Source organism: Candidatus Brachybacter algidus (genome assembly GCF_016707225.1).
GTDB classification, from domain to species: Bacteria; Bacteroidota; Bacteroidia; order Chitinophagales; family Saprospiraceae; genus Parvibacillus; species Parvibacillus algidus.
Genome location: NZ_JADJID010000005.1, coordinates 20192 through 36766 on the forward strand (window position 1 = coordinate 20192; position 16575 = coordinate 36766).

Sequence of the window (16575 nt, forward strand, 5' to 3'; positions counted from 1 at the left end):
TTGAAATAATTGCCGGCTCACGGCCAAACTACAAATAATCATATCAGATATATGTCTAAAACAGCCCTCATCACAGGAATTACCGGTCAGGACGGAGCTTATCTTGCTGAATTATTACTCGCTAAAGGGTATATCGTCCATGGCATCAAGCGAAGATCATCGCTCATCAATACCGACAGGATAGATCATCTATATCAGGATCCGCATGAGAAAAATGTCAAACTAACCTTGCATTATGGTGACCTGACAGATTCAAGTAATCTGACGCGCATCATTCAGGAAACTCAACCGGATGAAATATATAATCTTGCGGCCATGAGTCACGTACATGTGAGTTTCGAGATGCCGGAATATACTGCCAATGCAGATGGAATAGGGACTCTTAGGATATTGGAAGCTGTTCGTTTGCTTGGTCTGACGAAAAAAACAAAGATCTATCAGGCTTCGACTTCGGAATTGTATGGTCTGGTGCAGGCAGTTCCACAAAGTGAGACAACGCCATTTTATCCTCGTTCACCGTATGCAGTTGCAAAATTGTATGCTTACTGGATCACAGTTAATTATCGCGAAGCATACGGCATGTTTGCAACAAATGGTATCCTGTTCAATCATGAATCTCCTTTGCGTGGAGAAACATTTGTTACCAGAAAGATCACCCGTGCGGTGGCAAAGATCGCCCTCGGCATGCAAGATAAATTATATCTAGGCAACCTGGATGCGCAACGTGACTGGGGACATGCCAAAGATTACGTGGAGGCAATGTATCTGATTCTGCAACAAGAAAAACCCGAAGACTTCGTGATTGCAACAGGAGTAACGACCCGAGTGCGCGAATTTGTTCGCAAATCATTCGCTGAAGTGGGAGTTTCAGTAGAGTTTAAAGGTGCTGATGAAAATGAAGTCGGATATGTCACTGGTTGTTCGAATCCTGAGTATCAATTACCTATTGGAAAAGAAGTGGTCGCAGTAGATGCAAGATATTATCGTCCTACGGAAGTCGATCTATTGATCGGTGATCCTACAAAAGCGATGAGCCATTTAGGTTGGACTCGAAGTATGATCTGGACATGTTGATAAATGAAATGGTAGCAGCTGATGTGGAATTGTTCAAGAAAGAGAAGTTGCTTGGGGAGAATGGATTTGAGGTGGTGAGGCAGGTGGAGTAAGGTCGCTGCGCTTTGGTCTTTGGGTCGCTGCGCTTTGGTCTTTGGCTTGGCAGGGTAAATACCTTATTTTTGTTTTTTAGAGAAAGTTTTGGATTATGAGAAATTTTAGAAACCTAGAAGTTTGGAAGGAGGCAATAGATTTAGCTTCATTAGTGTATACTTTAACAAAGAAATTTCCAAAACAGGAACAGTATGGATTGGTTTCGCAGATTAATAGATGCTCTGTTTCTATACCTTCTAATATTGCCGAAGGATGCAGTAGGTCTTCCGAAAAAGAATATTCAAGATTTCTTGAAATTGCCATTGGTTCATCATTTGAAATGGAGACACAATTGGAAATTTCAAAAAACCTGAACTATTTGGATTCAGAAACATTTAAATCACTCGTCGAAAGATTAAATGTTTTGCAAAGAAGAATAAATGCTTTAAGGACCAGTATTAAATAGGTCGCTGCGCTTTGAAAAGGTCGCTTCGCTTTAGGCTTTTGGTCGCTTCGCTTTGAAAAGGTCGCTGCGCTTTAGGCTTTGGGTCGCTGCGCTTTGGTCTTTAGTAAAACCTAACTTTTTCCACAACAAGCCAAAGACTAAAGTCTAAAGACCAAAGACTGAAATCAAAGACTGAAACTAAAGACTACTGAATATTATATATAATCGAAAACTATTATTTTTTCCACAACAAGCCAAAGACTAAAGTCTAAAGACCAAAGACCAACATGATAAAAACCTCCAAAATATACATCGCAGGCCACACCGGAATGGTAGGTTCAGCGATCAGAAGAAAACTTGAAAGTACAGGATTTACGAATGTAATCGGAAGCTCAAGTAAAGATCTTGATCTTAGAGATCAGACTGCTGTAAATGCATTTTTCGAAAGGGAAAAACCGGAATTTGTATTTCTTGCTGCAGCAAAAGTGGGTGGAATAGTTGCTAATAATACCTATCGGGCAGACTTCCTTTATGACAATCTCATGATGGAAGCCAATGTCATACATGCTGCTTACAAAAATGATGTCCGCAAATTATTATTTCTGGGTTCGTCATGTATTTATCCGAAACTGGCGCCACAACCGCTAAAAGAGGAATACCTATTGACGGGCTTCTGGAAGAAACAAATGAGCCATACGCTATTGCTAAGATAGCAGGGATAAAACTTTGTGAAGCTTACAGGGATCAATACGGATGTAATTTCATCTCTGCCATGCCAACCAATCTATACGGTCCGAATGATAATTATAATCTTCAGAATAGCCATGTGATACCTGCGTTGATCAGAAAGATAATAGATGCAAAAGAAAATAATCATCCGACAGTGGAGATCTGGGGCACCGGCGCACCACTAAGAGAATTCCTGCACGTGGATGATTTGGCAGATGCCTGCTTTTTTCTGATGCACAACTATGAGGAAAAACCTTTTGTGAACATAGGTGTAGGACATGATCTAAGCATCACACAACTCGCCGAAGTGATCGCTGACATCATCGGATATGAAGGCAGCTTTGTATACAATACTGAGAAACCCGATGGTACTCCGAGAAAGCTCATGGATGTGAGTTATATGAAGTCACTCGGATGGGAAGCAGGTATTGATCTGAAGACAGGTTTGGGTCAGGTGATAGAGACGATCAAGGGGAAGGATATCGGGAGTGAGCCGACACCGGAGGAGTGGGGGCCGCCATGGGGGGGGGCGGGGGGGGGGCGGGGGAGGCGGAGCCTCCCGATGGGATGCCCACCATGCGCTGGCGCATGACCACCTTTGGTCACAGAAGTTTTACCTTGCTGAACTCGATGTTTGGACACTCCACACATTATCAAATATTCCCGGTTATCTTTATAAAACAACACACCTCGAAAATGCATTACATTATATATTGTACAACAGAGAGAAACATCAATTGCCATATTCTGAAAAATTAAATGTTATAATCGATAATTTCAGAATGAGACAGGAGGATGCATTTCGTGCAAAGTGTTAATTTTAGGTGTTGAAAATTTGTTGTTAGAATTGGAATGGAATATAATAAAGTAGATACGGAAAAATATAAATTGACAGATTTGTCTCCTCAGCTCTTTTGGGATACGAGGGTAGAGGATGTGGATTGGGATGATCATTCAGCATTTATTGTGGAAAGAGTGCTGGAGTATGGGATGATGAAGGACTGGAAGATGATCAGGGAGGTGTATGGCCTGGAAAGAATAATTTCAATTTCAATGAAGTTAAGGTATTTGAGCCCTAAATCACTTTCATTCATGTCCGCAATATCCGGTAAAAACCAAAATGAATTCAGATGTTACGTACAGAGACAATTGAACCAGGGACACTGGATATACTGATCAAGTGCATGAAGTTACCATCCCTAGCTCCTTTTATATTGGTAGGAGGAACTGCACTTTCCTTGCAATATGGCCATAGAATGTCGATAGATCTCGATTTTTTTGGAACAGTCGATCAACTTGATTCAGAAGCAATAAAAACTGAATTAGACTCTATTGGCAACACAATTTTTTCTTCAGAATCTAGTGTAATGTTGGGATTTTATGTGAATGAAGTCAAGGTAGATATTGTAAAATATAAATATAAACTTATAGAATCACCTATAGTTATTGATACAATAAGGATGGCTCATACTAAGGATATTGGAGCAATGAAGCTTGCTGCAGTATGTGGCAGGGGGAAGAAAAAAGACTACTATGATTTATTCTTTTTATTACAAAAATATTCTTTGAAGCAATTGTTGGAATTTAATAAACTTAAATTTCCTGATACAAATGAAATGATTATTCTGAAAAGTATTGGATATTTTGAAGATGCAGATAATGATGCCGATGCAATTCTATTTGAAAAAATTAGTTGGAATGAAGTTAAGCGATCTATTACTCAACATTTAAGAAATTATTTGAATTAAATGAAACAAAATAACTACATAGCCATCATGGCAGGGGGCGTGGGCAGCAGGTTCTGGCCGGCCAGCAGAGAAGCGCAACCAAAGCAGTTTATCGATATGCTTGGTATGGGACGTTCGCTATTACAGATGACTTACGATCGCTTTTTTACCACTTGTGGACAATAAAAATATCTTTTGTGTTACTAATGAGGCATATTTGGAATTGGTTGGGAAACATCTACCCCAATTACCATCGTACAACGTCATAGGAGAACCTTCCAGGAATAATACTGCACCGAGCGTTTTATTGACTGCAATATTAATAGCAAAAAATGATCCTAAGGCTGTGATCGGTTTCGTGCCTTCTGACCACCTGATCTTAAAGGATGATTATTACAGAAACCTTTGTGACGAAGCATTTAATTATGCTCGGGACAACGAAGCTATAGTTACACTTGGCATCCAACCTACGCGCCCTGATACCGGTTTTGGATATATAAATTACAATAAATCTCCACTTCAGAATAATATCCATAAAGTAATAGCCTTCAGAGAGAAGCCCGAACTTGAAAAAGCAATTTCATTTATCGAATCCGGAGATTATCTTTGGAATGCAGGTATGTTTTTTATGAGCGTAAAAACGCTTTTCAAGGCGTATAAAGAATTGGCTCCGGAATTATACAATATGTTGGAACCTCTCATGAAAGCACAAACTCAACCTGAAATAGAAAAATTAATTACAAAATTGTACCCACAAACACCCAACCTTTCCATTGATTACGCTATCATTGAGAAATCTAAAGAAGTATATACAATTCCCTCAGACATTGGCTGGTCAGATCTTGGTACTTGGGCGTCCCTGTTTCAAGAAGTGGACAAGGACGAAAATGGTAATGCAATCATGTCTAAACATGTAATTCTTGAAAACGTTAGTAACACATTGGTGAAAAATAGTACAGATAAATTGATAATTTTAAGGGACGTTGAGAACCTCATCATTGTAGAGGAAGAGGATGTGTTGATGATCTATCCAATGAGTAAGGAGCAAGAGATCAAGCAACTAGGAGTAAAGGTGAAAGATAAATTTGGCAGATATTTATAAGATTAGAAATTAGAAATTAGAAATTAGAAATATTTTATCTTAAGCATCTAAATATTTAATTAATTTTTTTGGTAAATGAAACAAAAATTTAAATTGTATTACAAAAATTTAATTCTGTAGTAGGTGACAAAAGGAAAAAATACTACAATAGCGTTGGTCGCCAATTCCACCTGGAATTTTTTTAATTTCAGAATGAATATCGTCAAAGCGATAATTGACCGAGGTTATGACGTGGTGCTCATTTCTCCGAAGGATGAATATCTCGAACCTCTTTTGGAAAAATTTGATGTTCAACATATTTCTCTGGTTAATTTGAGGCGCAAAGGAACAAATCCGGTAAGAGAATTTCTTTTAATAGATGAATTTAAAAAAATCTACAAAAAAGTCAACCCCGATCTCGTTATTCACTTTACAATTAAGCCAAATATTTATGGAAATTATGTAGCTAAAAAATTAGGAATTAAATCTATATGTGTTGTGACAGGGTTGGGCTATGTATTTCTTCATGAGACTTTATACAATTCTTTAGCGAAGCGAATGTATCAATTTTCCTTCAAAAAGTCAGATTTGATCATTTTTGAAAATGAAGATGATCGTAATTTATTTATTGAAATGAATATTTGCACTGATCAAAAGTCAATTTCGGTTAAAGGTTGTGGTGTCAATTTAGATTACTACAAACCATTACCTAATTTAAAGAATAAAGACGAGAAAATTATATTCTCCTTCATAGCACGGCTAATGTATGATAAAGGAATTGTTGAATTTATTGAAGCTGCGAAAAAGGTTAGGGAACGAAATAAAAATGTGGAATTTTGGGTTGCAGGGGAAATAGATACCGGTAATCCCTCCTCAATAAAAATTGAAACTTTGCATGAATGGATTGAGGATGGTACCATAAAATATTTTGGTCATGTCAAAGACGTGAGACCTATAATAGCTAAATCAGATTGTATAGTGCTTCCGTCCTATAGAGAGGCAATGGCCAGGACCCTAACAGAGGCTCTTGCCATGGAAAAACCAATTATATCTTGCGACACATCAGGATGCAGAGCTATAGTAGATGATGGTATTAATGGTTATTTAGTACCTGTTAAAAATGTAGAGGCATTAGCAGATGCCATGGAGAAATTTCAATTGCTACCTGAAGATCAGAAGCAGGAAATGGGTCAAAATGGCCGTCAAAAAGCGAAGGATGAGTTTGATGATTATATTGTTACCTCACAATACCTGAGAATATTAAATCAATTAAATTTTAATGTTTAATAGGAAAGTATTATTCCTCCTTTATAATTACCCCCCAGAATTAGGTACAGCTCCGAAGAGAAATTTTCAATTATCTGAAAGTTTAGGTGAGGCTTTTGATCAAAAATTTATAATTACCTGCTACAAATCTAATAGGAAGCAGACTAGTTATTTAAAAGAAATAAAACCTTTTGATTACCGTTCGATAGTACGGAAATACTCAAATTCGGGGTATTTGTCAGAAAGGTTAAAAAAAAATGTGCTTAGTCGTGTATTAATTAAATTAATTAATACCTTCCCTATTAATTTGATTTTTGGAGAAGGCGGTGGTATCTACCTCATTGAAAGTTTTTACTTTGCCAGTAAATTTGTTAAACAACACAAAATTACACATGTATATTCTTCTTATCGACCAGTATCTGATCATTTTGTAGCATATATGCTTAAACGGCGTTTTCCTCATTTGTGTTGGATAGCGGATTTTCGTGATTTGCCAGTAGAGCCTCACTACCAGCAGCAGTATTTACCCAATTTACATAAAAATATCTATAGTTATTTTTTTAAAAAGGCGAAAGTTGCGTTAACTGTTTCGAGCGGACTAGCGAATGAATTGAATTTATATAATGATAATATAGAGGTAGTTATGAATGGCATTGAAGATGAATATTTATTTCCAAAATCGGTTAAAGTATCTTCTTTTAATATAGTATATACAGGATCATTATTTCTAGAAGAACGAAATCCTAATCCTCTTTTTATAGCTTTGAATAATTTGATAAAAAAGGGCTTAGTAGATTCTAATTTAATTAAAATTGTATACGCTGGTAAAGATGGGCAAAGTTGGAATCAATTAACTTCTCAATGGCAGTTAAATGAAATAACAATAAATAAAGATTTAATAAGTTCAGAAGAATCAAGAATATTGCAGCAGGAAGCTTGTATTAATTTGTTACTTACAATGGCTTCAGAAAAGTTACAAGGTGTTTTGACAGGAAAGTATATTGAATACTTAAAGGCCGGAAGTCCTATTTTAGCGATAGTCAAAAATCAGAATGATAAATTTTTGGAAAATGAATTACAAGAATTAAAGGCCGGAATTAGTGTTTCAGATCAAGATGAGAGTCTTTTTAATATTGAAAATTTCATTTTAGAAAAATTTCAAAATTGGACTTCTAGTAATAAAAACGAAAAGTCAAGTTTACAAAACGTTATAAAAATTAAATACCCCGCTGATCAAATACTTAAGTCTTTAAATCATTATTTGTAAGGATGAAATCAGTTTATTTTGTTGTTGGTGCCAGACCTCAGTTTATCAAAGCTGCTCCAGTTCTGGAAGCGATGAAGGCATTTGTCAATATCACAGTAAAATTAATTCATACAGGTCAACATTACGATTTTAACCTTTCTGAATTGTTTTTCCAGGAGTTAAATATTCCTACACCTGATTATCAATTGAATTGCGGATCGGGGACATCAGTCGAACAATACGTTTCAATCCTACAAAAATTAAGCGAAATATTACAAAAAGATAAGCCTGATATGCTTGTCGTTTTTGGTGATACTAATTCTACAGGTGCAGCATCCCTTTGTGCTAACCTGATGAGAATTAAACTGGCGCATGTAGAATCTGGTTTGAGAGAATTTGACAAAAATATTCCTGAGGAAATAAATAAAATAGTCACCGATGCACTGAGTGATCTCTACTTTTGTCCAACACAAACTGCGGTTGATTTTTTAAATAAATCAAATATTTCCGGTAAAATAATATTGAGTGGTGATCCGGTATTGGACTTACTTTTTGCTAATAAAAGCAAGTTTGAAGATATTAAAATACTCGAAAAATTTAATCTGGAAAAAGGTAAATATATCTTCGCCACCTGTCATCGACAGAACAATACCAACAATAGAAGTGCACTTGAATCTATTCTTAGAATATTTGCAGCTGCGCCCTTACCTGTATTGTTTCCATTGCATCCGCGAACAAAAAAGGCAATTGTTGAATTTGATTTAAGTAACTATTTAGAACATACAAATATTCATATAATTGAACCAATTGGATTTTGGGAAACGCAGTCTTTAATTGCAAACTGTGATAAGGTTTTAACAGATTCAGGAGGTGTGATAAAGGAGGCATACTTTCATGGTAAATATGTAATAGTACTGGATAAGCAAACAGAATGGGTGGAGGTGATCAATGAAGAAAGGGGTTTTGTTTGTGGTCCTGATTTCGATTTAGCATCTAAATATTTGAAACATCAGATTACTAATGAACCTTTGAAACATACACTTGGTAAAGGAGATGCTTCAAAAATAATATCGAAAGGAATTTCAGATTATTTATTGGGTATTTAAAAATTAGTGAAATAATAAGAATAAAAAATCCCTGGTTGAAAATTTCAGCCGGGGATTTTTATTTTATGAACAAAGCTTATTGCTATCGACGATCATCAAGCAGTGCAATTAATATAAAATATTTCATAATCTACTGCTTCTCCGTCAAAAACCTCCAATATCTTTTAGGCACATGCCTGATATGTAATTTCATATTTTTTCGTGCCACGATATTTGTGCTTTTAAAATAATCTTTCCATAATGTTTGATACTTAACTTCATTGGGATCATGGAATGCTTGCGAAGGGAGGTTTGTGTTTTTACTAATTTCTTCTTTAGATAAAATTACCTCATCTACTTTTTTAAGATCATACAACACTCCGTAATTCCTGTGAGAGTCATATATCAACCATTCCTGATCGGCAAATCTATTTTTAAAAAACTTTATAATCAACGGTATTACATTAAAATCAGGTTCAATCGTACAAAAAAATAAACCATCCTGGCTTTTTTCAAACCTTATAAAAGCTTCCATTCGATGCTTTTCCCGCTCCACACTTTTCCAATACTGCGAGACAGTGATGATATCCGCATCGCCGTAATTGCTGATATAATTTCCACCTCTTGAAAATACTTTAATTAAGGTATTAAATATTGCCTGATGTGCATCTACATCCTCTGAAAGCCATGCGCAATATATCTTTCTGCGCCAGGACTTTGGAATAATTTCTTCTATTTTTTTCCATACACGCTGAGATTTTTCAGTTTCAGTAATGATGTCGATAACTTCCTCAAATAAATTAACTTCGAATAATTTCTTTGGAATTAATTTTACCTCTTTGTCTTTTCTTTCGAAGACTTTGAAAACTGCTGTGAGTAGTCCGTCAAGTGTGTTATCGAATGTGTAGATCAAAATGATAAAGTTAGAAATTAGAAATTAGAAATTAGAAAAAGACGTTACTTGAAATATCATGGCTTGGGTTCCAAAATCTTAATTTAATATAAGATTGTGGAGCTGGATTCTAGCTTCTAGTCTCTATAGTCTAGTTTCTAGAATCTAGTCTCTAGCATCTATTCAAAACAACGACAATTGCTCCCCTCCCATATTCCCTAATTTTGCAGTTTTGCTTTTTGAATTACACAACACTAAAGATTTTATTTGATGGCCTTGTAGCGACCCCAGCGAGAATTCACTATCAAGGCAAGTCATAAAATGTTTAGCCCGGTTGTAAGCTATTCCGAATTTTTTTAATTGATCTGTTCTGAGTTTACCGAATTTTCTGGCCTGAAGGATTTTTAACGCAGAAGTATTGCCTATTCCCGGTATGCGGAGGATCTGCTCTTTAGTTGCAGTGTTGATATCCACAGGGAAATAATGCAAATTGCGCAGCGCCCAGCTAAATTTCGGATCGATATCAATATCCAAATGGGGATTGTCTTTATTTAAAAGTTCGCCTACTTGAAATCCATAAAAACGCATTAGCCAGTCAGTCTGATACAATCTATTTTCACGGATAAGTGGCGGTTGAGAACCAATTTGAGGCATTCCCGGGTCATTGCTAATGGGGATATACCCTGAATAGTAAACACGTTTGAGATTATAATCTTTGTAGTATTGATCTGCAGCATACATGATCTCCATATCATTTTCAGGAGTGGCGCCGATGACCATCTGCGTACTTTGCCCTGCTTGAACAAATGAAGGTACTTTTTTAATAAGTTTTCTTTCATCCTTGAATGCAACGATCTGGTTCTGAATGAATGCCAGTGGTTTTTTTACTTCTTCATGGCTTTTATCAGGAGCGACAAGTTTGAGACCTTCCTCAGTAGGCATTTCCAGATTAATGCTCATTCGATCGGCATAAAGACCGGCTTCTTTCAAAAGTTCTTCACTGGCTCCAGGAATAGATTTGAGATGGATGTACCCATTAAAGCGATGCTCGGTCCGTAGTTTTTTCACGATACGGACCAATCTTTCCATGGTATAATCAGCATCTTTGAAGATGCCCGAACTCAAAAACAATCCTTCTATGTAATTACGTCTGTAAAAATTCATGGTGAGTTCCACCACTTCATCGACTGTAAAGGCTGCCCTCTTGACATCATTGCTCTTCCTTGAAACACAAAAGGCACAATCAAAAATGCAATGATTGGTCAGTAAAATCTTCAGTAATGAAACGCATCGTCCATCTTCAGTGTAAGTATGACATATGCCGGAATTGGATGCATCACCCAAGACCTTTGCCTGTATTTTTTCTTTTACTGCCACTTGAACTGCAACTCACATCATACTTGGCGGCATCCGCCAGGATATTGAGTTTCTCTCTTATTCTATCAAACATTTAAAAATCTCCTGCCTCTCGGCTTTTTAGAATATATTATAAATCAAATATATAACCATATTGTTTACATTTTATAATAATATCATCAAAATAATTACAATTTAAACAATTTTGATTATGTATAATATTAGTAAGTAATATTTTATACATCTAAAAGGCTGTTTAATATTTACATTGACTATTTGTAAATTTGTCAATTATAAAATTGAATGTTCAAAGGCAAAAAAATATTTATTCTCGCTCCTCATACAGACGATGGAGAATTGGGTTGTGGTGGAGCAATAGCCAGAATGATAGAAGATGGAGCTATTGTTTATTATATTGCTTTTTCAATCAGGAGATTCTCGAATCTTTAATTTTGTTAAGAAAAGAAATTGATCCTGATATCATTTTTATTCCGAGTCCGCGTGATATTCATCAGGATCATAGTACTGTAGCTAATGAGGCTATAAGGGCATTCAAGACAAAGACAATTTATGGATATGAATTAATATGGAATAATATTGATTTTAAAACCAATGCCTTTATCGTTCTGCAGGAACGTCATGTGGCAAAAAAGATAGAAGCACTAAATGCTTACCAAACTCAGGCCGGCAAGGACTATTTAAACCCGGATTTCATCAGGTCATTGGCAGTAGTGCGCGGAACACAGATCGGTAAACCATTTGCAGAAGCATTTGAACTCATTCGCACCATTATAGAATGATTAGGCGAACTATATATATTATTTATTATTTTAATTTGTTTGTATCTTTTGCTTGATTTAAGTTTTCAGATATTATATTTGCATTTTCCTTTAAGTATTTACTCTTAAAAATTAATCATATGCACTTATTCAAAATGATCCTTTTCACCTTATTTGTTAGCAGCACATTATATGCACAAAAACCTTCCAACTTTGAAGGTAATTATCTGGATGCAATGGAAAAGGCGAAACAAAGTAAAAAAATCTGCGCAGTAGTCTTCTCTGAGGATAATAATAGGGCATCGGCATATACAAATACAATATGTTTTGAAGATGTAAATGTTAAGAAACAAATCAATCAAAACTACGTAGGTGTTGCATCCAATGCAAAAGACTTTGATGGAAAAATCCTTATGAAGAGGTGGCAGTTAAACAAAGTACCAGCTGTCGCACTTGTTGGAAATGATGGCAAACTAATTGCATCGGTCAATCATGGACTTTCAAAAGCTAAGATGGCTGAATTTCTTCAATTCTACAGCCTCCCTGGCAATGCGGGAAAATCAGTAGACCAGTCTGATCCTCAATTCGAAATCGAAGTCCGGGAATGGCAGGGTTATAAAGGAATCGTAGAGGAAGATCCTATAATAGTACAAAAAGATGAAATAGAAGAATCTGCAGATGCGACCAATGTGGTAACAACAGCACCAGTTAAACCAGCGGTAAAACCAACAGTTGTTAAAGAAGAGACAAAAATAGTGCAAACACAAACTACCACCAAGTCTTCAATTGAGCCAGAAACAAAGAAAACAATTGTTGCCGAGAAAGAAGAAGTGGTTGCAACAAGAACTGTGAAAACTGAAGAAGTAGCCAATGCAAAGTGGTTGGTCCAAGCAGGTGTATTCGGCGCAGAAGCGAGTGCTAAAGCACTAGTGGGAAAGATAAATAGTAATGGAGGAAAGGGCAGTATAGAGAAAATAGATCAAGGAGATAAAATCATTTACAAGGTAATCGCCGGGAAATTTGTCTCAGAAACTGAAGCACGTGATCTAATAGCCAGACTTTCAGGTGCAGGAATTCAGTCCTTTATCAAAGTAATCAATTAATGTCGGAACAGCTCTGTATTACTAATATCGGGCATCTTTGGGGTACTTATGATATATCCCCAATAAATGCTTTAAGAGGGCGTGATTTAGGTAAACTACCTTCAATATCAAATGCATTTTTAATAAGCCGTGATGGGAAGATCGCCTCCTTTGGTCAAATGGAGGACCTTCATCCTGATCATCATATGCCTGTCATAGATGCACGTGGAGGTCATGTTTTTCCTGCTTGGTGTGACTCTCATACACATCTGGTGCATGCAACAAGTAGAGAGAAAGAATTCGAAATGCGTCTCCATGGAAGTACTTATGAAGAAATCGCTGCAGCTGGTGGAGGTATTTTAAATTCTGCTAATGTCCTGAGGAATATGGACGAGTCTGAACTCTATGATGTCAGTTACCAGCGTTTTCAGCAAGTTCAAAAAATGGGCACCGGTGCCATTGAAATAAAAAGTGGTTATGGACTTGACTTTGATAGCGAAGTAAAAATGCTCCATGTCATCCGCAGATTGAAAGAATTAGATGAAATACCTGTGAAGGCAACTTTTCTTGGAGCACATGCCTTTCCTGCAGAATATAGAAACGATCATGAAGGATACATAGATCTAATCATCAATCAAATGTTGCCTTACATCGCAGGAGAAGGTCTGGCTGAATATGTAGATGCATTTTGTGATAAGGGATTTTTTACACCAGAACAAACTGCAAGGGTGATGGAAGCAGGGGCAAGATACGGCTTGAAGCCAAAGATCCACGCCAATGAACTTGCCGTTTCAGGTGGGGTGCAGGTAGGAGTAGCTCATCACGCTATAAGCGTCGATCATCTTGAAGAAATGGATGAGGCATCAATTTCTGTTTTGGCCAATTCTGAAACAATTGGAACCATGCTTCCAGGGTGTGCTTTCTTTCTTGGCATACCTTTTCCACAAGCTAGAAATATGATCAATGCAAATGCAAAACTGGCTTTGGCATCTGATTTTAATCCGGGGACGGCACCTTCCGGCAATATGAACATGGTCGTTTCGCTGGCATGTATTAAAATGAAGATGACCCCTGAAGAAGCCATAAATGCCGCTACGATCAACGGTGCAGCGGCTATGGAACTTACTTCTGAAGTTGGGAGCATTACTCCCGGCAAACTCGCTAATTTAATTATAACAGAACCAATGCCTTCTCTGGCATACTTTCCATATGCTTATGGGCATCCTCCTATTTCGAAGGTGATACTGAAGGGAAAGGTGGTTTAAAAAAAATTAGAAATTAGAAGTCAGAAGTCAGAAGTCAGAAGTCAGAAATCAGAAATATGAGATTAGTAATATAATTCTGAGGGTCATGTCAGATAAATGAAGCGGTTTTGATAAAATGAATAGGGTAGAATTTTATTTGATTTAGCTTCGTATCTCTATTTTTACAATTTCAATATTTTCATCAAATAAAATTTTATTATTTACATGGACTCAGAACTTGACAGTCAAATATTACTCAACACCGCACAACAATTTGGTACACCATTATACATCTATAATGCAGACAGCATCACTGAACAGTATAAGAAACTGACGAATGCATTCAAGGGTGGCAACACTACTTTTTTCTATGCCTGTAAAGCATTGACCAATATTAATGTATTGAAACATGTCAAACAACTAGGGGCAAATATAGACTGCAGTTCAATCAATGAGATCCACCTCGCCATCATGTCAGGGTTTGTTCCTGATCAGATCATTTTTACCAGTAATGGAGTACTTTTTGAGGAATTGGCAGAAGCAGTCAGCATAGGTGTTCATGTCAATATTGATAACCTTTCCACTTTAAAGAAATTTGGAAAAAAGTATGGAAATACATATCCTGCAAGTGTAAGATTAAGGCCTAACATCATGGCAGGAGGCAATATAAATATAGCTACAGGCCATGAAAATAGCAAGTTTGGAATTCCGATAGAGCAGATTGATGACATCATCGTCCTCATGAACGAGTTTAATATTAATATCAATGGATTGCATATTCATTCTGGCAGTGATATTAATGATTTGGGTGTTTATATCCGTGAAGTAGAGGTGATGATGGACTTCATAGCAAAGTTTCCAAATATTGAATTCATAGATCTAGGTGGCGGATTAAAAGTGCCATACGACTTGCACGATCAAGAGACGGATATCAATCAACTATCTTTAAGGTTGACAGCTTTGTTTTCAAAATACAAAAGAAAAAATGGTGAGTCATATCAGATATGGTTTGAACCGGGAAAATTTCTTGTGAGTAAATGCGGTTATTTAATAGCCAGAGTCAACGTCATCCATGATACTGCCGCTACTACTTTTGTTTGTTTAGATACCGGATTCAATCATCTTATTCGACCCATGCTCTATGGGGCATATCATCGTATCGGCAATTTGAGCAATGAAAATGATGATAAACTTCCTTACCACATAGTCGGCAATCTTTGCGAGACAGATACTTTTGCCGAAAATCGCATGCTGCCAAAGATCTCTGAAGGAGATTATCTAGTTTTCTATAATGCAGGAGCTTATGGCTTTGAGATGTCGATGAATTATAATGCAAGATTTAAACCTGCTGAAGTAATGACAGAAGGCGGCAAGGCAAGGTTGATCAGAAGAAGGGATGTGCTGGAAGATCTCTTAAAGAATCAGGTGACGATATAGAACCTTATATTACCTAAATTATTGAAATAGTTAAAGCAGTTAGGTCGAACACCTTAGCAAGCGACTAAAGTGGGAAGTGGGGAATTGTGAGGCCCGTCTGTTAAAACCGTCGGTAAAATATTAGATTGATTAAATTTTTATCAATTGCATTAAGATTTAGATATTTAGTCGATCTTTATTTAAGCTAAATTCATTTTCTGAGAATTGGGAAAGATAAAATTGAAAATTATTTCAGAATTTAGCGTATTCCTCCCTTTCCTTTGGCTATGCAAGCTGTATAAGATTTGTGTAGGCTGTAAATTTTATTCTTGTCTCCTCTTTGCTGGTTTAATACTTTCTTGAACATTTCCAAATCCTCTCGTTGGGTTCCTAATGCCTCACTTAATCCACGTTCTAATTCCATGATTAGTCTGCCAGCTATTCTTTTTAATTTCAATATTGCTTTATTTTTTTTTACCGCCTTGGATGATTTCCATTGAAACTCGCTCACACCAATTCTTTACGCTTGCGCGTATATCGCTGCATTTGCTTTACTGATTTTTTTCTGCGATTTTATTACACTTGTATATTATTTTCTTCGCAAGTTTTGCATCAGTCGGGAAGGTTATATTGTTTTGTTGAACCGCAGTGTCAGACATAACAATTTTGCTTTTTGTATCTTTTCTATGCAACTATACTGTCATCGTAAGGATGTCATGCATTCCTTGTTCACCTATGCGCGTTCTGAAATGAACAAAGTCACTCTGATTACATGGGAAGACATGCTGAAAATTAGCATATCCACAAAAATACTGCATGTATGGATCGCGCACCCAGGCAAGTGCCAGTGTCTCATCTCCCAAATTATGTAGATGTTTTAACAACATACAACAAACTATTAACCTAATGGGCATGGACGGCTGGCCGATATGAGAATAGTGTACACTGAGTTTTTCTTCGATTTTATTCCAAGGAAATGAATTACCCAATTTTACCGGTTAGTGTTCCAAGTTGATAAAATCTGGAAGCTGTGGTTGAAATAAATCTCTTTGGTCTAGGTTGGCAATTTTCCCACCGTAAT

The 16575-nt window shown here is 36.5% G+C and carries 14 protein-coding genes and 4 pseudogenes; 14 read left to right on the forward strand and 4 right to left on the reverse strand.

Translation table 11 applies throughout. The annotated features are described in order from the left end of the window. Positions 1-51 precede the first annotated feature (51 nt). From gmd to wecB, 10 genes and pseudogenes are all read left to right on the forward strand, one after another. Positions 52-1166 (forward strand): annotated as a pseudogene (gene gmd, locus IPI15_RS14600) (GDP-mannose 4,6-dehydratase). A 95-nt stretch (positions 1167-1261) separates the two neighbouring features. Next, complete coding sequence (locus tag IPI15_RS14605) at positions 1262-1612, forward strand: four helix bundle protein (protein ID WP_287405280.1); 351 nt, start codon at positions 1262-1264, stop codon at positions 1610-1612. A 266-nt stretch (positions 1613-1878) separates the two neighbouring features. Beyond that, positions 1879-2768, forward strand: a pseudogene (locus IPI15_RS19910) (GDP-L-fucose synthase family protein); the annotation flags it as partial. 404 nt (positions 2769-3172) lie between these two features. Beyond that, positions 3173-3496, forward strand: a complete 324-nt coding sequence (locus tag IPI15_RS14620) for a DUF6922 domain-containing protein (RefSeq protein WP_287405283.1) — start codon at positions 3173-3175, stop codon at positions 3494-3496. After that, on the forward strand, positions 3451-4068 hold the full coding sequence (locus tag IPI15_RS14625; protein ID WP_287405284.1) for a nucleotidyl transferase AbiEii/AbiGii toxin family protein: 618 nt from the start codon (positions 3451-3453) through the stop codon (positions 4066-4068). The genes IPI15_RS14620 and IPI15_RS14625 overlap by 46 nt, the downstream gene beginning before the upstream one ends. Then, positions 4069-4233, forward strand: coding sequence for a sugar phosphate nucleotidyltransferase (locus IPI15_RS14630; protein WP_287420946.1), 165 nt, complete (start codon positions 4069-4071; stop codon positions 4231-4233). Continuing rightward, on the forward strand, positions 4223-5149 hold the full coding sequence (locus IPI15_RS14635; protein ID WP_287420948.1) for a mannose-1-phosphate guanylyltransferase: 927 nt from the start codon (positions 4223-4225) through the stop codon (positions 5147-5149). Before IPI15_RS14630 ends, IPI15_RS14635 begins: the two co-directional genes overlap by 11 nt. A gap of 123 nt (positions 5150-5272) precedes the next feature. Then, complete coding sequence (locus IPI15_RS14640; protein WP_287405286.1) at positions 5273-6415, forward strand: glycosyltransferase family 4 protein; 1143 nt, start codon at positions 5273-5275, stop codon at positions 6413-6415. Beyond that, entirely contained in the window at positions 6408-7661 is a 1254-nt protein-coding gene (locus IPI15_RS14645) for a glycosyltransferase family protein (protein WP_287420951.1), read from the forward strand. The genes IPI15_RS14640 and IPI15_RS14645 overlap by 8 nt, the downstream gene beginning before the upstream one ends. Positions 7662-7663: 2 nt before the next feature. Continuing rightward, positions 7664-8746 (forward strand): non-hydrolyzing UDP-N-acetylglucosamine 2-epimerase, encoded by a 1083-nt coding sequence (wecB, locus tag IPI15_RS14650; RefSeq protein WP_287420952.1) that lies wholly within the window; start codon positions 7664-7666, stop codon positions 8744-8746. Positions 8747-8876: 130 nt separating this feature from the next. Here the strand turns inward: wecB and IPI15_RS14655 are convergent, their stop codons facing one another. Both IPI15_RS14655 and IPI15_RS14660 read right to left on the reverse strand, forming a co-directional pair. Continuing rightward, positions 8877-9638, reverse strand: a complete 762-nt coding sequence (locus IPI15_RS14655; RefSeq protein WP_287420954.1) for a TIGR03915 family putative DNA repair protein — start codon at positions 9636-9638, stop codon at positions 8877-8879. Between the two features lie 162 nt (positions 9639-9800). Then, positions 9801-11067, reverse strand: a pseudogene (locus IPI15_RS14660) (putative DNA modification/repair radical SAM protein). Positions 11068-11276: 209 nt separating this feature from the next. Between IPI15_RS14660 and IPI15_RS14670 the strand changes: the two are divergent. The 4 genes and pseudogenes from IPI15_RS14670 (at position 11277) to lysA (ending at position 15515) form a co-directional block, all read left to right on the forward strand. Then, positions 11277-11773, forward strand: a pseudogene (locus tag IPI15_RS14670) (PIG-L deacetylase family protein). 119 nt (positions 11774-11892) lie between these two features. After that, entirely contained in the window at positions 11893-12855 is a 963-nt protein-coding gene (locus IPI15_RS14675; protein ID WP_287405293.1) for an SPOR domain-containing protein, read from the forward strand. Then, entirely contained in the window at positions 12855-14099 is a 1245-nt protein-coding gene (hutI, locus tag IPI15_RS14680) for an imidazolonepropionase (RefSeq protein ID WP_287420962.1), read from the forward strand. The genes IPI15_RS14675 and hutI overlap by 1 nt, the downstream gene beginning before the upstream one ends. A 204-nt stretch (positions 14100-14303) precedes the next feature. Beyond that, positions 14304-15515 carry a diaminopimelate decarboxylase gene (lysA, locus tag IPI15_RS14685; RefSeq protein ID WP_287405295.1) on the forward strand — a complete coding sequence of 404 codons (1212 nt, stop codon included), beginning with the start codon at positions 14304-14306 and terminating at the stop codon, positions 15513-15515. A 238-nt stretch (positions 15516-15753) separates the two neighbouring features. Here the strand turns inward: lysA and IPI15_RS14690 are convergent, their stop codons facing one another. Then, complete coding sequence (locus IPI15_RS14690) at positions 15754-15951, reverse strand: hypothetical protein (protein ID WP_287405296.1); 198 nt, start codon at positions 15949-15951, stop codon at positions 15754-15756. 235 nt (positions 15952-16186) lie between these two features. Continuing rightward, the gene (locus IPI15_RS14695; protein WP_502711653.1) at positions 16187-16483 is read right to left on the reverse strand and encodes a transposase; all 297 of its coding nucleotides are present in this window, start codon (positions 16481-16483) and stop codon (positions 16187-16189) included. Between the last annotated feature and the right edge of the window lie 92 nt (positions 16484-16575).